The sequence below is a fragment of the Vibrio echinoideorum genome (assembly GCF_024347455.1).
In the GTDB taxonomy this organism is placed as follows: domain Bacteria; phylum Pseudomonadota; class Gammaproteobacteria; order Enterobacterales; family Vibrionaceae; genus Vibrio; species Vibrio echinoideorum.
Window position 1 is genome coordinate 2,553,377 of record NZ_AP025483.1, and the last position, 20,733, is coordinate 2,574,109.

General features: G+C 44.1%; 18 protein-coding genes. 6 read left to right on the forward strand and 12 right to left on the reverse strand.

What is annotated here, in order from left to right:
• Positions 1 to 4: 4 nt before the first annotated feature.
• Positions 5 to 535, forward strand: a complete 531-nt coding sequence (gene smrB / locus OCV36_RS11475; protein ID WP_029224856.1) for an endonuclease SmrB — start codon at positions 5 to 7, stop codon at positions 533 to 535.
• Positions 536 to 704: 169 nt separating this feature from the next.
• On the opposite strand, the gene sixA is transcribed toward smrB, so the two are convergent.
• Positions 705 to 1,169, reverse strand: a complete 465-nt coding sequence (gene sixA, locus OCV36_RS11480; RefSeq protein ID WP_017073606.1) for a phosphohistidine phosphatase SixA — start codon at positions 1,167 to 1,169, stop codon at positions 705 to 707.
• Between the two features lie 304 nt (positions 1,170 to 1,473).
• On the opposite strand from sixA, the gene OCV36_RS11485 reads away from it, so the two are divergent.
• On the forward strand, positions 1,474 to 4,251 hold the full coding sequence (locus tag OCV36_RS11485) for an insulinase family protein (RefSeq protein ID WP_135457961.1): 2,778 nt from the start codon (positions 1,474 to 1,476) through the stop codon (positions 4,249 to 4,251).
• Positions 4,252 to 4,682: 431 nt separating this feature from the next.
• On the opposite strand, the gene fadJ is transcribed toward OCV36_RS11485, so the two are convergent.
• Positions 4,683 to 6,929, reverse strand: a complete 2,247-nt coding sequence (gene fadJ / locus OCV36_RS11490) for a fatty acid oxidation complex subunit alpha FadJ (RefSeq protein ID WP_167853051.1) — start codon at positions 6,927 to 6,929, stop codon at positions 4,683 to 4,685.
• Positions 6,929 to 8,236 carry an acetyl-CoA C-acyltransferase FadI gene (gene fadI, locus OCV36_RS11495; RefSeq protein ID WP_135457959.1) on the reverse strand — a complete coding sequence of 436 codons (1,308 nt, stop codon included), beginning with the start codon at positions 8,234 to 8,236 and terminating at the stop codon, positions 6,929 to 6,931. The genes fadJ and fadI overlap by 1 nt, the downstream gene beginning before the upstream one ends.
• 564 nt (positions 8,237 to 8,800) lie before the next feature.
• Between fadI and OCV36_RS11500 the strand changes: the two genes are divergently transcribed.
• The 4 genes from OCV36_RS11500 to OCV36_RS11515 all read left to right on the forward strand — a co-directional run bounded on the left by OCV36_RS11500 (position 8,801) and on the right by OCV36_RS11515 (position 13,239).
• Positions 8,801 to 9,349: a sigma-70 family RNA polymerase sigma factor gene (locus OCV36_RS11500; RefSeq protein ID WP_029224857.1), complete on the forward strand. Its 549-nt coding sequence runs from the start codon at positions 8,801 to 8,803 to the stop codon at positions 9,347 to 9,349.
• Entirely contained in the window at positions 9,342 to 10,070 is a 729-nt protein-coding gene (locus OCV36_RS11505) for a DUF3379 domain-containing protein (protein WP_017073611.1), read from the forward strand. The genes OCV36_RS11500 and OCV36_RS11505 overlap by 8 nt, the downstream gene beginning before the upstream one ends.
• Positions 10,071 to 10,367: 297 nt before the next feature.
• Positions 10,368 to 11,621, forward strand: coding sequence for an outer membrane protein transport protein (locus tag OCV36_RS11510; RefSeq protein WP_135457957.1), 1,254 nt, complete (start codon positions 10,368 to 10,370; stop codon positions 11,619 to 11,621).
• A gap of 295 nt (positions 11,622 to 11,916) precedes the next feature.
• Positions 11,917 to 13,239, forward strand: a complete 1,323-nt coding sequence (locus tag OCV36_RS11515) for an outer membrane protein transport protein (RefSeq protein ID WP_135457956.1) — start codon at positions 11,917 to 11,919, stop codon at positions 13,237 to 13,239.
• A gap of 94 nt (positions 13,240 to 13,333) precedes the next feature.
• Here OCV36_RS11515 and OCV36_RS11520 read toward each other — a convergent pair whose 3' ends face one another.
• From OCV36_RS11520 to ccmB, 9 genes are all read right to left on the reverse strand, one after another.
• Complete coding sequence (locus OCV36_RS11520) at positions 13,334 to 14,122, reverse strand: MlaA family lipoprotein (RefSeq protein ID WP_135457955.1); 789 nt, start codon at positions 14,120 to 14,122, stop codon at positions 13,334 to 13,336.
• Positions 14,123 to 14,246: 124 nt separating this feature from the next.
• The gene (gene ccmI / locus OCV36_RS11525; RefSeq protein WP_135457953.1) at positions 14,247 to 15,467 is read right to left on the reverse strand and encodes a c-type cytochrome biogenesis protein CcmI; all 1,221 of its coding nucleotides are present in this window, start codon (positions 15,465 to 15,467) and stop codon (positions 14,247 to 14,249) included.
• Positions 15,467 to 15,955 carry a cytochrome c-type biogenesis protein gene (locus OCV36_RS11530; RefSeq protein ID WP_135457951.1) on the reverse strand — a complete coding sequence of 163 codons (489 nt, stop codon included), beginning with the start codon at positions 15,953 to 15,955 and terminating at the stop codon, positions 15,467 to 15,469. Before OCV36_RS11530 ends, ccmI begins: the two co-directional genes overlap by 1 nt.
• Positions 15,952 to 16,503, reverse strand: a complete 552-nt coding sequence (locus OCV36_RS11535) for a DsbE family thiol:disulfide interchange protein (protein WP_135457949.1) — start codon at positions 16,501 to 16,503, stop codon at positions 15,952 to 15,954. Before OCV36_RS11535 ends, OCV36_RS11530 begins: the two co-directional genes overlap by 4 nt.
• A gap of 5 nt (positions 16,504 to 16,508) precedes the next feature.
• Entirely contained in the window at positions 16,509 to 18,479 is a 1,971-nt protein-coding gene (locus OCV36_RS11540) for a heme lyase CcmF/NrfE family subunit (RefSeq protein ID WP_135457947.1), read from the reverse strand.
• The gene (ccmE, locus tag OCV36_RS11545; protein WP_017073619.1) at positions 18,476 to 18,958 is read right to left on the reverse strand and encodes a cytochrome c maturation protein CcmE; all 483 of its coding nucleotides are present in this window, start codon (positions 18,956 to 18,958) and stop codon (positions 18,476 to 18,478) included. Before ccmE ends, OCV36_RS11540 begins: the two co-directional genes overlap by 4 nt.
• Positions 18,955 to 19,161 carry a heme exporter protein CcmD gene (ccmD, locus tag OCV36_RS11550; RefSeq protein WP_017073620.1) on the reverse strand — a complete coding sequence of 69 codons (207 nt, stop codon included), beginning with the start codon at positions 19,159 to 19,161 and terminating at the stop codon, positions 18,955 to 18,957. The genes ccmE and ccmD overlap by 4 nt, the downstream gene beginning before the upstream one ends.
• Before the next feature lie 14 nt (positions 19,162 to 19,175).
• Positions 19,176 to 19,916: a heme ABC transporter permease gene (locus OCV36_RS11555; RefSeq protein ID WP_017073621.1), complete on the reverse strand. Its 741-nt coding sequence runs from the start codon at positions 19,914 to 19,916 to the stop codon at positions 19,176 to 19,178.
• Positions 19,917 to 20,064: 148 nt separating this feature from the next.
• The gene (ccmB, locus tag OCV36_RS11560) at positions 20,065 to 20,733 is read right to left on the reverse strand and encodes a heme exporter protein CcmB (protein ID WP_004736228.1); all 669 of its coding nucleotides are present in this window, start codon (positions 20,731 to 20,733) and stop codon (positions 20,065 to 20,067) included.

Sequence of the window (20,733 nt, forward strand, 5' to 3'; positions counted from 1 at the left end):
CCTGATGAGCAAAAAAGACACCGACTTTGATGACGATTTCGCCCTGTTCAACGATGCAGTAAAGGGCGTTAAAAAGTGGCAACAGGATACCATAGTCCAGCCGCCAAAAAGAAATACCAAACAAAAAGAAATTACTCGAACGGCAAGACAAGCCAGTGATAGCGAGTTTTATTTCTCTGATGAGTTCATTCCGCACCTTAGTGAAGATGGTCCAACACGTTATGCGCGTGACGATGTCTCTAAATATGAAGTAAAGCGACTGCGTCGTGGTGTTTATGTGCCGGACGTATACCTTGATATGCATGGTATGACACAACAGGAAGCAAAGCGTGAACTAGGAGCCATGATTGCACACTGCATTAAAGAAAGTGTCGCATGTGCTTGTGTTCAACATGGTATCGGTAAACACATTCTCAAACAGAAAGTGCCTTTGTGGTTAGCACAGCACCCGGATGTAATGGCTTTTCACCAAGCACCATTGGAGTTTGGTGGCAACGGCGCGCTGCTGGTTTTACTTTCCATTCCCGATAAATAACCTCTAGTTTGCTCTTAATTCAACAGAAGTTAACTAGCCAATTATTGATTCGTACAGCCAGCGTTTCAGAAATGACAAAGGGCATCTCAATCACATTGAGGTGCCCTTTTTATTTGTCTTCAACTTTGTCTTTTTTTGTCAAAAAAGAGCCCAACGAGCTTTGTCTAGTCTATGGATTAATATTCCAAAGTAACTCGCCCTTTTGCGTCTCAAGGTCGAATTCGATACAAGCTAACCCAGAAGTCGGAAACATTGGTGGTGCCATGCCTGTCGCGAACTCAGCGGTTAAGTAGCCAACTAGAGGTAAATGAGAAACAAACAAAATGGTCTCTAGTTTTTCTACTTCAGCCATCGCTAAAGTCAAATCAAACACATCGTCAGACATACCATAAGGGGTAATATCATCACAGGTTTCTACTTTCTTTCCAGAAAACGCCTGAGAAATTTCTAACCACGTTTCTTGTGCCCTTAAATATGGACTCACAAGCACTTTATCGAACTGGCTGAACCCTTGCTCATTTGCAGCTTGAGCTACTGCAAGAGACGCCATTTTACCGCGCTTCGTTAACGCTCGTTCTGCATCCGAGTTAGCAAAATGTTCTGCTTCACCGTGGCGCATTATGAATATTTTCATGTTCAGTCCTGTCTACGTAACATTTCGAAAGTCGATATATCCCATATCAGCGATACGCTACTTAGCGTTTGGCTCTCAATCCAGAGAATCCGCAGTCTATATAAATAATTATATCAAGTCACTTGCTAAAGAGTTCGACTTTCTTAACAATCTTATTAAAAGAAAATAAATCACTGATAAAAATCGATAAAAGTGATTTAGAAGTCGCCAAAAAGCTCGTCATATCCCAAAATATGATCGCGAGGTTTGCACCTTAAATCATCGCGTACATAATTTAAAAACCACCTTCTCTGGAGATGCTTCTGTGCATTTAAGCCCCAATGATGAACATCAATACCGTTACCTAACGTTAAACAACGGATTGCGAGTACTGTTAGTTCACGATCAGAACGCTCAAAAAGCTGCAGCCGCACTCGCCGTTAATGTCGGGCACTTTGATGACCCTGCAGATCGAGAGGGATTAGCTCACTACTTAGAGCATATGCTATTTTTGGGAACAGAAAAGTATCCAAAGGTCGGAGAATTCCAAAGTTTTATCAGCCAACATGGCGGTAGCAACAATGCTTGGACCGGAACAGAACATACCTGCTTCTTTTTTGATGTTGAGTTAAATGCATTTGAAATCGCACTCGATCGCTTCAGCCAATTTTTCACAGCTCCTCTGTTCAATGAAGAAGCCTTAGACAAAGAACGTCAAGCGGTTGATTCAGAATACAAGATGAAACTCAATGACGACTCAAGACGCTTGTACCAAGTGACCAAAGAGCTGGTTAATCACGATCACCCATTCTCCAAGTTTTCTGTTGGCAATATCGATACGTTAGGCGACCGAAACGGTGAGACGATTAGACAAGAGATTTTGTCTTTCCACCAGCAACAGTACTCTGCAGATTTAATGACGCTGACATTGTCTGGCAACCAATCATTAGATGAGATGCAAAACTGGGTGGAAGAACGTTTTAGCTCAATCACCAACCACCACTTACAAGGTAAGAAGGTCAAGGTGCCAATCGTTGGAGAGTTAAGCACAGGCGTACAAGTCCACGTTGAACCGATAAAAGAAGTACGAAAACTGATCTTAACTTTCCCCATGCCAAGCATGGATGAGCACTACGGCATTAAGCCATTGTCATTCTTTGCACACCTTTTAGGCTATGAAGGTGAAGGCAGTTTGATGATGCAGCTAAAAGAGAAAGGTTGGATTACCTCTCTGTCGGCTGGTGGCGGAGCAAGCGGCAGTAACTATCGTGACTTCACTGTTAGCTGCTCATTGACCATTGAAGGTTTGACCAAAACGAACAGCATCATCCAAGCGGTATTCCAATACATCAAACTCATAGAGCAACAAGGCATTGAGGAATGGCGTTACCTAGAGAAGCGTGCCGTTTTAGAATCGGCATTCCGTTTTCAAGAACCCTCAAGGCCGCTCGATGTCGTCAGTCATCTCGTTATCAACATGCAGCACTACCAAGAACAAGACGTGGTGTATGGCGATTATAAAATGTCGCATTTCGATGACGAATTACAACGTTCTTTACTTCCCTATTTAACTGTCGACAACATGCGAGCGACCATCGTTGCTCAGGGTTTCGAGTATGATAGAGAAGCGAAATGGTATTTTACGCCTTACTCAGTCACGCCTTTTAGCACAGAGCAAACTCAGAACTTTATGTGCATCAATCCCGGCTGGCAGTTTGAACTCCCAAGTAAAAACCCATTTATTTGCTATGACCTAGACCCTGCTGAGCTCGAAGGCAACGCTGAACATCCACAACTATTGGAAGAGCTTGACGGCTTTAAACTGTGGCACCTGCAAGACCATCAGTTTCGAGTGCCTAAAGGTGTGGTGTATATTGCCATCGACAGCCCGCACTCAGTAGCCAGTCCGAGAAACATCGTTAAAACACGCTTGTGTGTTGAGATGTTCTTAGACTCGCTTGAAAAAGACACCTATCAGGCTGAAATTGCAGGTATGGGTTACAACATGTATACCCATCAAGGCGGCGTAACTCTGACTCTTTCTGGGTTCAGCGAGAAACAGCCACAATTACTCAATATGATCCTTGAGCATTTTCAAGCACGCAACTTTAGTCCAACACGCTTCGAAACGATAAAAAATCAATTACTCAGAAACTGGAATAACGCATCGCAAGATCGCCCTATTTCGCAGCTGTTTAATGCAATGACTGGAATACTTCAGCCAAACAACCCGCCCTATTCCGTTTTAATAGAAGCGCTAGAAACAATAGAGGTCGATGAGCTTTCTTCCTTTGTTCAAGCTATCTTGGCAGAACTGCACGTAGAAATGTTTGTGTATGGTGATTGGCGACAAGCTGATGCTCATAAGATGGCTGAGACACTTAAAGATGCACTGCGTGTTCAAGATCAAGCCTACGAAGAGTCATTACGTCCGTTAATCATGCTTGGTGAAAACGGTAGTTTCCAGCGTGAAGTTGTGTGTAATCAAGATGATTCGGCGATTGTGGTTTACTACCAATGTCCCGATATATCACCTAAAAATATTGCACTGTATTCATTGGCAAACCACCTGATGTCAGCCACTTTCTTTCATGAGATTCGCACTAAGCAACAGCTGGGTTATATGGTTGGCACTGGTAATATGCCACTCAACCGACACCCTGGTATTGTACTTTACGTGCAGTCACCTAATGCAGCTCCAGCAGACTTGTTAGCTTCTATAGATGAATTCCTTAATGCCTTTTATATGGTGTTGTTGGAACTTAACGACTATCAATGGCACAGCAGTAAGCGAGGCCTTTGGAATCAGATTTCCACACCAGATACCACCTTACGAGGTCGAGCTCAGCGCTTGTGGGTTGCGATTGGCAATAAGGATGTTGAATTCAACCAAAGAGACCGTGTACTCGAAGATCTTAAAGGCTTAACGCGATCTGACATGATGCGCTTTGTCGTGAGTCAGCTAAAACCTCGCACGGCAAACCGTCTTATTATGCACGCTCAAGGTAACGCTCACCATGAAGAAGAAAAGTTGTCAGCAGGCGTTGAGATTGGGTCTATAGATGAGTTTCAGTTACGTCCGAAAGACTGCGAACTGGGTTAACACCTATTTTGCACGGTTGAGATAATAATCATAAGGTTGATGTGAAAACATCAACCTTTTTTATTGGATACAACATTAAAAGCAGATCTCCTATTACGCTTCTTCGTCGCTTTAGGAGATGCGGTAGGTTCGATCTACAACCAACATCGCAAGCTTATCCAACTCACATATCTCAGTCAGCACACAACACCCTCTTCCATAACTCCGAGGCAGAGTGAACGACTGAGTCGGGAACTTCTCCCACTTACATCAACATTCTCACTGAGCAGCACCAATCTCCCCTGTCATTCCCGAGAAAGAGTAACGACTGAGTCGGGAATCTTTCTTAAGTGAATTCGCTGACCATAAAAGTTTCAGACACAAAAAGCCCGCATCAATCGCTTGATACGGGCTTGATAATCAATGTGCTAAAACGTTACTTGTAGAGTGAGTTACTTATAAAAAGACTCATCCAAACCAGCACGTGTCAGTAGGCCATCACAAGGCGCAAAACGATCACCGTACTTCTTAGCAAAATCGTTCATCATCTCAACCAATGACTTAATACCGATTTGATCCATATAGCGGAACGGACCACCTAAGAATGGAGGGAAACCGATACCGAAAATAGCACCGATATCACCGTCTCTTGGACTGCGGATAATACCGTCATCTAGACAGCGAACCGCTTCGTTAAGCATCGGCAGTACACAGCGCATAGCGATATCGTTGTCACTTAGCTTAGGCTCAGGTTGCAGCTTAAGCAGTTTGTAAACTGACTTGTCCACTTCCTTCTTCTTACCCTTGTAGGTATAGAATCCTTTACCACTCTTACGACCTTTACGGTTGTCATTCAAAAGAATATCGAACACATCAGGGCCTTGGAAACGGTCGCCTAGTTCATTGACTAGAATCGGAATAATCTTCGCTCCGATATCAACGCCTACCTCATCTAGCAAGGTAATTGGGCCAACCGGAAAACCGAAATCGAGTAAGGTACTATCGAGCTTCTCAATCGGCTCATTCGCCAATAATAGATGCGCGGCTTCGTTCATATAAGGCGCAAGGATACGGTTCACATAAAAACCAGCCGTGTCTTTCACAACAATCGGGGTTTTGCCTTGCTTCTTCGCTAATGCAACAACTGTCGAAATCGTCTCTTCTGACGTTGTTTCATGAGGAATAACCTCAACCAATGGCATTTTATCTGCAGGACTGAAGTAGTGAAGACCGACAACGTTTTCTGGTCGCTGTGCCTTCTCTGCAATCTTGTGGATTGGCAATGAAGAAGTGTTGGTCGCAAAAATAGTCTCAGGTTTCGCATTCGCCTCAATGTCGGCAATCATCGATTGCTTAAGATCGAGATCTTCAAATACTGCTTCAATCACGACATCGGTGTGATTAAAGCTCGTAAAGTCGATACCACCAGAAAGCTGCAGCATTTTGCTTTCAAGTTCAGCTTTACTCAAAATGCGACGCTTACGTTGCTTGTCGAACAACTTAAAGTTGTAGTTAAGTGCGTTCAGAACACCTTCATTGGATACGTCTTTAATACGAACCGGTACTTTAGCTTTAGCAACGCTAACATGGCTAATACCCGCCCCCATTAGACCGCCACCCAATACACCAACACGCTTAACGGCTTTAGGTTCTGCGTCTGCACCGTGTTCTTTTTTCATTTCAGTGGTTGCGAAGAAAATAGAGCGGAGAGCTTTAGATTCTGCGGTCATCACCAATTCAGAGAAGCGCTTCGCTTCATACTGAAGGCCTTTATCAAAACCATTCTCTAGGCCATAGCGAATTACATCTAGAATCGCATCTGCTGCTGGGTAATTGCCGCGTGTTTTCTGATTAGTTTTCTTAGAAGCTTGTTCGAAAATTACTTTACGACCAAGACCATTACGTGAAATCAGCTTTTCTTTAGTTGAAGCCTGATTTTGAGACGCCAGACGTTTGCCTTTTTTGCTACCAACATTCTTTTCAACAAAGCTTTTAGCCACTTCGAGCAAGATAGTTTCTGGCACACAAGCATCGACTACGCCGAGCGATTTCGCTTTCTTAGCGCGCAGTTGTTTACCCGTAAGAATAAGGTCAAGAGAAGGCAGCAAACCAATAAGGCGAGGAAGACGTTGTGTGCCGCCCGAGCCAGGCAACAAACCTAATTGAACTTCTGGCAAACCAAGGCGAGTCTTATCTGAGTCGGTACATACGCGATAATCACAGGCAAGAGCTAGCTCTAAACCACCACCTAAACAAGGGCCATGGATCGCAGCTACGACTGGATAAGGCAAATCAGACAATGTTTGGAACATCTCCTGCCCTTGGCGAGCCAAAGATTGTGCTTCGTCAGCGGTTTTACACGCATCAAGCATTCGCACATCAGCACCAGCAATAAAGTTATCTGGTTTCAGTGAGTGAACGATCAAGCCTTTTACGCGGCTTTGCTTTTCCTTCAACTGCTCGAAGATTGCTTTCATTTCTTCAGCAAAAGCGGCCTGCAGCGTGTTCATTTTCTCGTTTGGCACGTCAATCGCAAGCCATGCAATATCTTGGTCATCGATAGTTAAAGAAAATGCGGTCGCCTGTTTTACGGCTTCATCGTTTGTAACTGTCTTGTCACTTTTGGATGCAGCCACTGGAGTTGAATCCGTTTTTTTGACTGCTTTCTTTTCTTTTTTCACATCAAGAGTCGTAGACATTATTCCACCTCCAAGATCATTGCTGCACCTAAGCCACCAGCTGCACAAGCTGTATTCAGTGCTAAGCCGCCGCCACGACGTTTCAGTTCACGTAGTGTTTGGGTCATCATGCGTGCACCAGTCGCTGCAAACGGATGTCCGTAGGCAATTGAACTGCCGAGTACGTTGAACTTCTCCATATCAATCTCGCCAATCGCTTTTTCACGGCCAAGATTTTTCTGAGCAAATTCATCGCTTGCAAACATTTTAACGTTAGCCAGAACTTGGGCTGCAAATGCTTCGTGCATCTCGATAAGCGTTAGATCTGATAATTCTAGACCGGTATTCTTCAATACTTGAGAGGTCGCGTAAGTCGGCCCCATCAACATATCCGTTTCAACACCAATCGCTGAGAATGCATAGCCACGAATATAGCCAAGCACTTCTAAGCCTAGCTCTTTAGCTTTACCTTCGCGCATCAACATCACCGCAGCGCCGCCATCGGTAAGAGGCGTGGCATTGGCTGCCGTTACACTGCCGTACTTTCTATCAAATGCTGGACGTAATTTAGCGTAGCCTTCAACCGTTGAGTCGTGGCGAATATTGTTGTCTTCCGCTAGATACTTTTTATAAGGTGCCGGGAATGCCGTCATCACTTCATCTTTGATTTTCCCCTCTTTCCAAGCTTTAGAAGCCAGAGAGTGAGACCGATGAGCGAGCGCATCTTGTTCTAGACGAGTGATACCATGAGTTTTTGCCATCTGCTCTGCGGTTTGACCCATTGAAAGGCCTGTAGAATATTCAGCAACAGCAGGTGGCACAGGCATAAGATCTTTAACGGACAACGTTTTTAATATCTTGAGCTTTTGGCCCAACGTTTTCGTTTTACTCAATGCCAATAAATTTGCAGCCAATTTTTTGGAAACACCGATAGGCAATACAGAAGAAGAATCCGCCCCACCAGCAATACCAACATCAATCGTGCCAGCCATAATACTCTCGGCCACGTTAACCGCGGCTTGAAAGCTAGTTGCACAAGCTCGTGTCACGCTGTACGCATCGGTATTAATATCCATACCAGTACCAAGCACAATTTCACGTGCAATGTTTGGCGCTTCTGGCATCTGTACTACTTGACCGAACACGACTTGTTCAATAAGAGCAGGATCGATATCTGTTCGCGCAAGCATTTCACTCACGACCATTTTGCCTAGGTCAACCGCAGGCACTTGACTAAATTCAGTGCTCTGACGAGCGAATGGGGTTCGTAATCCAGCGACAACGGCAACACGTTCTCCAGAACGAGTTTTGACTTCCTGTTTGCCCATGGTTTCTCCTTAATGTTAAGAGGTCTGACCTGAAGCATTGTAAAGAAGTTGTTAATAAAATCAAACGAGCGTTTAAATAAACGTGATACGAGTATCTCACTGTTTGAAAATTTAACTGCACCTTCAGGCGAACCTTTTGGGGGGAAAGGTTGTCCTAAGAGACTAAACTATTATGAGTAGGCGCTGTTATTGCAGTGTGTGAGGATTGTTTTCTTGAGGCAAAAAAAAACCACACAAAGCTGTGTGGTCGGAATGTATATAAAGCAATTAACTTAACGCCAATTGAAATAATCAGTTTCCTGATTAGGAGAAAGTAAAGTCAGCCTTCAAAAGGAAGTGTCGTCTTGCTCAACATGCTAGCCACGAATGACTAACTAGACGACAAGGTGTACTATAGCTTGTTCGAAGCCTTAGATTTTGAAGTAGATCAATTTTCATTGTGATTTTACGATTTCCTGCAAATCGGTAGCTCTAAAAACGAAACACAATATAAAAACAAAGCACAACGTATAGAAGACAGCTATACACAGAGCAATTATGGAGGCTCGTGTGTCGATAATAAAAATGTTTGGAAAGAAAACTGCCAAGCGTCCGGTCAACTCTGATATGGACAAACAAAGAAAATACGAAGCACTCGTGCGTGCTTATCATCGTGACCTCTTTCGCTACGCTTATTGGTTATGCAAAGACAAAACCATTGCCGAAGACTTAGTGCAAGAAACTTGCCTTCGTGCATGGAAGTCATTAGATAGCCTTCAAGATGAAAAAGCCGCTAAGTCTTGGCTTATTACTATCTTGAGGCGCGAGAACGCACGTCGCTTTGAACGCAAACAGTTTGATCTGGTTGATATCGACGATCATGGTAATGATGCTAGTGTCAGTGATGACCCGCACCATCAACATTTGTGGTTGCAAGCTCAGATCATGAAACTTGAAGTCGATTACCGTGAACCACTCTTCCTACAAGTCATTGGTGGATTTAGTGGTGAAGAGATTGCGGATATCCTCAATCTCAACAAAAACACAGTAATGACACGTTTATTCAGAGCTCGAAATCAGTTGAAAGAGATGCTGGATACAGAAGAGGCAGAGAGGGGGCAACATAATGGATGATTTAGAATTTCGTCGTCGTGTTTTGTCGGAACCTAAACAACGAACACCAGATATTATCGATGCTGTAGCAAGCAGTGAAGCCAATAGTCACTTCTTAGACGATGTACTATCGCTTGATAAGCAGATCCATTCAGCAATGAATGTTGATGTGCCAGACGATCTTGCTGATCGCATTCTATTCAATCAAACATCGAGCGAAGAAAGTAAAGTCGTAAGACCTACTTTTGCTCGACGAGCAATGGCGATGGCTGCTTCAGTTGCGTTCGTTGCAGGCTTATTGGTTGGACAGGTTAATTGGGGAAACGCACTGGTTGCTCCAGCTCAAGCAAGTTTGGTCGATACCGCGATGAAACATGTTGTTGATGAGAAAAGTTTTGTTAGTTCAATCGACGAACAAGTGACATCACAACAGATCAACGCAAAAATGAATCCATTTGCTTACCAGTTTGATGAAGCCTTCCCTTATCATGTGTATTACCTAAACCATTGCGGTTTTGGTAAGTCCAACGCAATGCACATGGTTTTCCAAGGTGAAAAAGGCAAAGTAACGCTATTTTTAACTGGGATTCCGACAGACAAACCTGTCGACTTTGACGAAGAAGGCATGTCTGGTTCGGTAACACCAATCGATAACAGCAGCCTGATCCTTGTAGGTGAAGATGGCGAGGACGTTTCTAAGATCGCCGAAAAGCTAACCAAAATGATCAAACCGATGAGCTAACAAGCCTCTAAAGCCCCGTAATTAAAGGCCCAGCAATTATACTCTTGATATTGCTAGGCTTTACTTATCAAGTTCCCATAAAATCATTCATCACACCAATACCTCTAGAGTTAAAACTCTAAAAAACAGCATTTCACACCATTTTCGTGCCAGATAGGCGTCATTTCCATAATTTTACCCTCAAAATTTCCAATGGTCGGATTTGTATATCGTATACTTGCGAATAGGATCAGCCACCATTGAGCAATTGCTCAAATTAATCGCCCTGTAGAGGCGGATATATAAAGGAATAAATGAATGACTACCAACAACACGCGTCTGTTTAAAAAGTCTCTTTTAGCAGTAACAATTACACTGGCGTCTTCGCAAGCGATGGCAGCAGGTTTCCAACTTAACGCACAATCAGCAACCGGCCTTGGTCGTGCTTTCGCTGGTGACGCAGTAATCGCAGATAACGCATCAGTAATGGCACGTAACCCTGCAGCAATGGCACTGTTTGACAAAACTGAGTTATCTCTTGGTTTTGAAACAATCACTACAGACATTAAAGTATCTGATGCAACTTACACTTCAGCAATGAATCCAGTAGGTACCCCAACATCATCAAACTACGATGACGCTGGCGGCACATCAGTTGCACCTAACATCCACCTTATCGTTCCTGTAAACGAGAAGTTCGCTTGGGGTGTAAACGCATACTCTAATTTCGGTACATCTACAGACTTTGGTAACGATTTTTCTGCTTCAGAATTTGGTGGCGAAACCGATATCATGAGCCTTAATTTCGGTCTTGCTGGTTCATACCGCTTGAATGACCAATGGAGCTTTGGTGCTGGTCTTGATCTAATTTACGGTAAAGGTACGTTAAAACGAACAACAAGTACCTCAGTTACTCCTGGCGGTAATTCACCTCTTGATGGTCGCAGCCTTGTTGATATCGATGGTGCAGATGGTTGGGGCGTTGGCTTCAATGTAGGCACAGTTTACGAACTAGACGAAAACAACCGCTTTGGTTTATCTTACCGTTATAGCCCTGAGATCACAGCTAAAGATGACAAAGGGCAGGAGATCACTCTTCCTCTGCCAGATATGGCTGAATTCTCTGGTTACCACAAACTTAAAGATACCAAGTTTGCAGTACACTACTCTCTACAGTGGGTAGGTTGGAAAGCATTTGACAAGATCGATTTTGGCGGTTCAGCAAATGCACTACCTGACGCTCCGTACGAGTGGAAAAACGCTGGTCATATCTCCGTTGGTACTACTTACTACTTGAACAACGATTGGGATCTACGTGCTGGTTATATGTACGACATCGCAGCTCAGGACGACCTAAAATCAGTTTCTGTTCCAGACTCAGACCGCCAATGGTTCTCTGCAGGTTTCACATACCACATTGATACAGCTTCTAACGTAGATTTCGGCTTCACTTACCTATTAGGTGAAGACGTTAAAAACGTAAGTGAAAGCTCTCCTCTTGGTACATCAATCTCTGCAACAACTCGTGCAGATGCAATCCTACTAGGTCTGCAGTACAGCCGTAGCTTCTAATATAAGCTTCAGTTAGAAAAATTTAAGGGTCGCATTGCGGCCCTTTTCTTTGCCCAAAATTAATCAAAACTAAACATTTAGGCTTACAGGTGTACTCCACAGAGGTCATATGACGCTACAGGTGTACGCTCAAATTCCGCAACATGCCCGAAACATTCAGTTCATCTATCTAGAAAATGGACATATTTAATAATTAAATCGCTAAAACACTGTTTTATTCGAATTTCATTTTTAAAGTAATGACTCTAAAAGTAGAATCACGCCACTAAATACTTATGATTCAGCGAACATAATAATGAAAATGAATAAGACTCTTCTATCTGCTGCAGTGGCAGTTGGACTACTTTCGACTTCTACCGCGACTCACGCGGCAGGTTTTCAACTAGCAGAATACTCAGCAACAGGCCTAGGTCGTGCGTACGCTGGTGAAGCAGCAATGGCAGACGGTGCTGATGCTCAATGGCGTAACCCTGCAATGCTGACTTACCTAGAAGGTACTCAAGTTTCTATTGGTGGTATCTACGTCAACCCTAACATTGATGTAAAAGGCGAAGTAAACCACGCTCACCCTGCAATAGGTACAAGCCAAGCGTCTTCAAATGATTTCGCAGATGACGCTATTATCCCTAACCTTTACATTTCTCACCGTTACAACGAAAAATTCGCTATTGGTTTTGCGTTTGGTACGAACTACGGCATGGAAACCAATTTAGGTGACGACTTCAACGCATCTCATTTCGGTAACGAAGCAAGCGTAATCACTAAAGAAGCTAACCTAAACTTTGCTTACCAAATTGTTGAGCAAGTTAGCATTGGTGGTGGCATTCGTTACGTTATGGGTGAAGGTAGCTTTGGCGCGACAGCACCAGCAAAAAACGCAGTCGCACTAGACTCAAATAAAATGCCAATCTCCGTTCCTGCTGGTACTACATTGAAATATATGGAAGGCGATGATACAGCTTGGGGTTGGCAAGTAGGTACAGCGTGGCAGATCAACGAAGACCACCGCATCGGTTTTGCCTACAAGTCTGAGGTTGAACTGAAATTAGAAGGTCACGCAGAAGGCATTGGCTTTGGCATGACACCAGGTCAACGTGACAACGGCTATATGATGTTAGCACTTCCTGCAACAGCAGAACTTGCAAGTTTCCATCAACTAACAAAAGCATTGGCAGTTCACGCTAGTTTCAACTGGACTGATTGGAGCTCTTTCGAGAAGCTTCAAGCAGAGCTGAACACATATGGCAGCCATACAGTTAAAGTTGAAAACTGGGAAGATAACTACCGCCTTGCTTTAGGTGCAACTTACCAAGTTGACCCAAAACTAGCACTACGTACTGGTGTGGCTTACGATACTTCTGCAGTTAGCGATAAAAACCGTACTATCACTATTCCAGAAACTGACCGCACATGGTTAAGTGTTGGTGCTGGTTACCAATGGTCTGAACAGCTTTCATTGGATGCTGGCTTTACTTACATCATTGCTAAAGATGCTCCGATCACAGAATCTCGTGGTTACGCATCTGACGATGCAGCCGAAGCTGTTGGCGGTCAATTTATCGGCACAACGACTGGTAATGTTTGGCTAGTAGGTATCCAAGCTAACTACCGTTTCTAATCAGTTTACTGAATCAAAGTAATAAACATTAAAAAGGCTCGATGTTCTTATCAACATCGAGCCTTTCTTTTATCTACTGTTCAACGTATCTTTTTTAATACTCTTCTTCTAGATAGCCATCAATGAAATCTTCTTCTTCAAGGTCAACTTCTTCAGGTTCTATTTCGGCTTTAAAGTCACGACGTTGAATGTAGACCTCACGAGTCAGAGCATACGGATCCGGAGAGTCATCCAACAAGGCTTCTTGTGATACTAACTGAGCACGTGTCTCCATACCTTCAAATGCCCACTTACCTAAGCTAGCCCAGAAGTTCAACAGGGACAAAGGAACATACAAGCTGTCTACTTGCTCTGTCACCTCACGAGTCGTAATAGGTCCATAACCCGGAACCATGAAGTAAGGTCCATTCCCTACTCCATAATGGCCAATCGCATCAGAAAACGATTTATCATCATACTTGGTGATCCCGGCTTCACTCGCAATATCAATCAAGCCCAAAAGACCAAATGTTGAGTTAATCCAAAAGCGGTTGAAATGATCGAGCGCTTTATTCCCATTGCCCATAAACAGGTTATTCACCATGCTTGCTGGTTCATCTAAGTTGGCTAGAAAATTGGAGATACCAGAGCGAACGGGTACGGGGGTGTAGTCAACATAAGCGAGAGAAACAGGTCGAACTAAATAAGGGTCTAAATACTCGTAGTTGATATCCCACATCGCTCGGTTGAACCCTTCGAAAGGATCATTGGGGTGGGACTCTTCGACGTATTCAGAGGTTTCGAGGTTCTCATCGCTATTACTATCTTCTGGTGCGCTAGAGCAACCCACCGTTAAGCTTGCGATAAATAATAAACTCGAGAGTCTTAAAACACTGATAGACATATCACCTTTTCCATAAGGAATTCATATAATAAAAAAGGCCAGCAATCGCTGGCCTCAATTGTTTGCGTAAGTCTATACCGTTTATCGCAAAATCGGAATAGCTAACACCTATGCAAAGTGATGATTAATATTGCTTATTGATGTTAATGGTCACTGGAGCACCCAGTTCAACCACTTCACTTTCACCGTACCAGTCACCATCGCGAGTTGAAACGTTACCATCTGTATCAAGCCTAGCTCTAACCATCAGAGTTTCAAGGCTAGACAACTTCGATCCTTCCATCATGCTGTTACCGTCATCGAGTACAACCGTTCGTGGGAAAGAACCTAATGGGTAACGAGCGGCAGCGATAGGCATTGGCGAACCATCAGCGCTGTGTACTGAAACAACCAACACAGACTTAGGATCAGCGTTCACATCAGCGGCCAATTCAAGCGTTACTGCAACACTCTTGCCTTGGTCAACACCCATGGTGTCGCCCATTTTCTTCTGAGCACTTTCAATACTGCGTGACAACATTTCGTAACGACTGTCTTGTGGACCAATCATCTGTTGCATGATGCTCCAGTACTTAACAGCACCAGGGTAATCTTGACGCTCAAACGAATCGAACGCTAGCAGCGAGAATACTCGAAGGTCTACATAGTCATTTTGAATCAAGCGGCTCAAAATCAGACGCGCTTGGTTTTGGTCTGCTTCATCAGGTGAAAGCATTAATGCTTGAGCAAAGCCTAACTGAACATCTTCATTCTTGGGCTCAAGCTTGTAAGCTCTTTCCATAGAATCTTTCGCTGTTTCAGCATCACGGTTTGCTAACGCAATACGACCAAGCAACAACCAACCTGTTGAATCTTTTGGCTGATAATGAAGGCGAGTACGAAGCGCCAGAGTCAAATCTTCAAGTTCATCATCCGTTAACGCACCGCCTTCTGATGACATTAACTTTTTAGACAACTCAGGAAGGTTTGAACTCACTTCTTGCCAATGTTGAACCTTCTCTAATGCACCGAATTGAAAGTACATACCATAAGTCACAACAAGAACCAGAATCACAGAAGGAACGACAACACCCAGCGTAGAGATTTGTGTCTTCTTGATTTTTTCTTGTGTTGGAACATCATCAAGTAGCGACTGTTTTAGGTCAGCGATCAGTTCTTGCTGATTATCAACAAGGCCTTCTTCCGCTTCTACTTCTAATTCAACTAAGCGATCTTTATAGAAGGCTTTATTCAACTCATCGCGAAGCACGTCATCGTTGTTTTCTTTCTTATTCAAGAAAGGCAGAACAATCAATAAAACTGCGGCTAGCGAAAGGACAATTGTAGAAATCCAAAATAGAGTCATTACTGTTTATCTCCGTCGTTCTCTTCGTCGAGTAACGCTTTTAAACGTGCTTCTTTGTCTGCATCCCAGTCTTTATCTGACTCTACTGCTTTCGACTTTGACTTTCTGCTTCGTAAAATGATCAAACCGAATCCAAACACAACTACCGAAAATGGGCCAACCCAAAGGATCGATGTCGCTAAGGTCAGTGGCGGGTTGTACGTTACAAAGTTACCGTAACGAGCAATCATGTAATCAATAATTTCTTGCTCAGACTTGCCATCTTTTGTCATCTCATACACTTTTTGACGCAAGTCGACCGCAAGCTCTGCGTTCGAATCACCAATCGTGTTGTTCTGACATTTTGGGCAACGAAGCGTATTGCTCAAGTCTTTAAATTGTTGCTCTTGGTCAACCGTATCAAATTCATGAAATTCGATAGGAGCTGCCAAAACAGTCGCAGAAATGGCGAACGTGGCGAACAGCGTTATCAATGCCTTTTTAATCATTTCGCCTCCTCCAACAACTCTTGATACATCGGCTCAAGCTTCGATGCCCAGTTAGTTGGGTTCACGTCGCCCACATGGCGGTAACGAACTACGCCGTTAGCATCAATTAGGAAAGTCTCAGGAGCGCCATATACGCCAAGGTCGAGACCTAACATACCGTTGCCATCGAATAAACTGATCAGGTAAGGGTTACCCAGCTCATTTAACCAACCTACCGCTTTATTACGGTCATCTTTGTAGTTAAGACCAATGATCTTAACGCCTTGATCAGCAAGCTTGTTCAGATAAGAGTGCTCTGCATAACAAGTAGGACACCAAGTAGCCCACACGTTAAGGAGCAATGGCTCACCTTTGAAAATCGCTTGATCATGAAACTTACCGGGTTGCTCTAAGTCTTCTAAACCAAACTCAGGAACCTGTTTACCGATCAATACTGATTCAAGCTTAGTCGGGTCATCACCCGACTGATTGCGCATCAACTGAGTTGCAAAGATTCCAGCAAGAACCAGGAACGCGATCAATGGAATGAATAAAATCTTTTTGTTCATTCGAGTTAAGCCTCCTGCTCTTGAGCCGATTTTTTCGTTGGCTTACGGAAACGGTAACGACGGTCACTGATGGCAATAACACCACCGATCGACATGATCAAAGAACCAGCCCAGATCCAACGTACAAATGGTTTGTAGTAAATACGTACAGCCCAAGATTTGTTGTCGTCTAAGCGCTCGCCCATTGCGATGTATAAGTCACGTGTTACGCCGCGGTCAATCGCAGCTTCAGTCATCATGGACTTGGCAGTCGTATAGAAACGTTTTTCAGCATGAAGCGTGTTGATGTATTTGCCTTCTTTTGTAATTTCAAAGTCAGCAATATAACCATCGTAGTTAGGGCCGTCTTTGTCACGAACGCCTGTGAACAAGAAGCTGTACTCTTCAAGCTGGTAGCTCTCTCCAGGTGCCAAACGAACATCACGTTCAATGCTGTAGTTTTGCACCATCGCGATACCAATTACGGTGACGGCTAAACCTATGTGACCACAGATCATCGCCCAATGGCTACGAGGCAGTTTAGTTAGGCCTTTCATGAAGGTATGACGGTGAGTTGCACGCTCATGCAGCTCAAAGCCGTGCATGAAGAAGATCCAGAACGCCATTACCCAACCGGTATAAGCCGTACCACTGAAGCGGTCAGCCAGCAGGGTCACCATTAGCGCGCTTAAACCTAACGAGAAAATACCCGAAACCAACATTGGCTTAATAAGCTTAGACAGGTTGTCACGCTTCCAACGGATAAGTGGACCGATACCCAATAGGAACGAGAACGGAATCATTAACCAGAAGAACAACATGTCAAAGAATGGTGCACCGATAGAAACCGAACCCAGACCTAACTGTTTGTGAACTAATGGTAATAACGTACCGACTAACACAACCACTAACGCCGCAATCAACAATACGTTGTTGCCAAGTAGTGCGTTTTCACGAGAAACCAAATCAAAATTACCGCGAACACGAACCGATGCGCCTTTAACAGCAAACAACAGCAGTGAGCCACCAATAACGAAGACTAGGAAACCTAGAATAAACATACCGCGAGCTGGATCTGATGCGAACGCGTGAACCGAAACCAAGATGCCCGAACGAACTAGGAACGTACCTAGTAAGCTTAATGAGAACGCAGAAATCGCAAGTAAAACGGTCCAAGCTTTAAACGTGCCGCGCTTTTCTGTTACCGCAAGCGAGTGCATTAACGCAGTACCAGCCAACCAAGGCATGAATGAAGCGTTTTCTACTGGATCCCAGAACCACCAGCCACCCCAGCCAAGTTCGTAGTAAGCCCACCATGAACCTAGTGCGATACCTACTGTTAGGAATAACCAAGCCGCGATTGTCCAAGGACGAGACCAACGAGCCCATGCCGTATCTAAACGACCACTCATTAGAGAAGCAATAGCAAAAGAGAACGCTACCGAGAAACCTACATAACCCATGTAAAGCATTGGCGGGTGAATAATCAAACCCGGATCTTGCAATAGTGGGTTCAAGTCACGGCCATCGACAGGGAAGAAAGGCAGTGTACGTAAGAATGGGTTAGACGTTACGATAATGAACAGCAAGAAGCCGACAGTAATCAAACCCATAATCGCAAGTACGCGAGCAACCGACTCTTGAGGCATACCACGGCTAAACGTCGCAACAGCAACCGTCCAACCCGCTTGGATTAGAACCCAAAGTAGTAAAGAGCCTTCGTGCGCACCCCAAACCGCTGTTATACGGTAGTACCAAGGAAGTTGGCTGTTTGAGTTACTTGCAACGTATTGAATCGTAAAATCATTGGTGTAGAACGCGTAACACAAGATGAAAAACGAAATCGCTAGGAATCCGAACATACCCCATGACAACGGTCGAGCACTGTTCATCAATAACGTGTTATTTCGAGCGGCCCCATACAGTGGGAGCACACTCAATAGCAGTCCCAGCCCTAAGGACAGGATCATGGCAAAGTGGCCGATCTCGGCTATCATTGAGCACTTCCTTCTTTTTGTTCTGTCGAGTACTGCATTGGCTCATGGGTCTTCTTCATTGCTTCAGCAACTTCAGAAGGCATGTACTCTTCATCGTGTTTCGCTAATACTTCGAACGCTTCAATTGTTGTCGCATCTTTTAGAACGCCTTGAGCAACAATACCTTGTCCTTCACGGAAAAGATCAGGAAGAATGCCATCGTATAAAATCGTTACTTTAGGACCAACATCTTTCAAATCAAAGCTTACACGTAGTGATTCGTTGTCACGGCTTACAGAACCGACTACAACCATGCCACCAATACGCAAGCGCTGGCCAACTTCAGGTTTTTTACCGTCTTTACCATTAACAAGCTCAGTTGGTGTGTAGAACAGATCCATGTTCTGGTTAAGTGCGTAAACCATCAATCCAACAGTTGCACTGATACCAAAAAAGATCGCTAAGATAATACCTAGCCTCTTTTTACGTCTTGGGTTCATAGAGTGTTCTCCATATTTTTTGCTGCATCGATACGAGCTTGACGATCAATCTTAGCTTGTACTTCACTGAGTAATTGCTTACCACGACGAACGCTTACGACTAATAAGACGATCATCGCGAAGAATGTGATTCCAAATGCACTCCATACATATGAGGCGTAGCCCCCCATAGCAAAGAAATCACTTAAAGATTCAAAATACATAATTACCTACCCTACTACGCTTTTTCGGCCGCAAGCTTGCGAACCCATGGACGGTGACTTTCTTTACTGATGATTTCATTTCTAAAACGAACCATAGTCACAGCACCAAAGAAAAAGGCGAAGCCGAAGATGTTGAGAAGAAGCGGCCATAGCATGTCACTAGATATAGAAGGCTGATCAAACTTAGTGATCGTCGCGCCTTGGTGAAGTGTGTTCCACCACTCTACTGAAAAGTGAATAATAGGTAGGTTGATTACGCCTACGATAGCCAGAATTCCAGCCGCTTTTGCTGCTGTTTTTTGGTCATCAAACGCGTGGTGTAAGGCAATCACACCCAAGTATAGGAATAGAAGAATAAGCTCTGAGGTCAATCGTGCATCCCAAACCCACCAAGCACCCCACATTGGCTTCCCCCAAACAGCACCCGTTAACAGTGCGATGAAGGTAAATACAGCACCGATCGGCGCCATAGCCAATGCCGCCATGTCAGATAGCCTTACCTGCCATACTAAGCCGATAAAGGCAGCAATCGCCATAGACATGTACACGCCCATAGACCAAATTGCAGAAGGGACATGGATGTAGATGATTCGAAAGCTATCACCTTGTTGGTAATCTGAAGGCGCAAATGCTAACCCCCAAACCGTACCGGCGGATAAACACAATAGCGCTAGGATCGAGAACCATGGCAGAAATTTACCAGCAAGCTGATAGGATGTTTCTGCTTTGGCGTAGGGATGGAGCCATTTCCACATGTTGTAATCTCACTCTTACTTCATATTGCTTACAGCTATTAAAGCTATAATTATAATAATTTATTTTGTCTTGCTTTCAGTTTTGCTGACTCTATGAGTCCGGTCGAGGCTTTTGGTTCACATTAGCTATACGATAACCGTATCGTTATCAGTTCACACTAACTCTAAGTGCGGCACTGATCGCAAAAGGCGTTAGAGTCATCGCACCCATCAACATCGCACCAAGAACCGCTAATTGACCGTTATACGCAACACCTAGTGCTGCCGCATCAATCGCTGATGTAGCAAAAATAAGAATTGGGATATACAACGGCAAAATAAGTAAGCTTAAAAGCACACCGCCTTTCTGAAGCCCTACCGTTAGAGCAACACCAATCGCACCGATAAAGCTCAATGCTGGCGTACCAACCAACAACGTTAAGACAACCGATAACCAAGTATCGAAATCCAAAGAAAGCAGCACAGCCAATAACGGACTGATCAAAATTAATGGTAACCCGGTCAATAACCAGTGTGCTATGACCTTGGACAAGACTACCAACTGCAACGGGATGGGCATCAGCATCATCTGCTCGAGAGCTCCATCTTGAAAATCATCTCGGAAGAGGCGCTCTAGAGAGAGCAACGCAGAAAGTAAAGCGGCCACCCAAACAATACCCGCGGCAATGCGTGCAAGTAGATTTGGCTCAGGGCCAATACTTAAAGGAAAAAGGGTAATTACAATGATAAAAAACCACAAAGGGTTAAAAATATCCGCTTGGCGTCTAAACGCAATCAGCAGTTCACGTCGAATGATCGTGGTCATTGAAGAGATCAT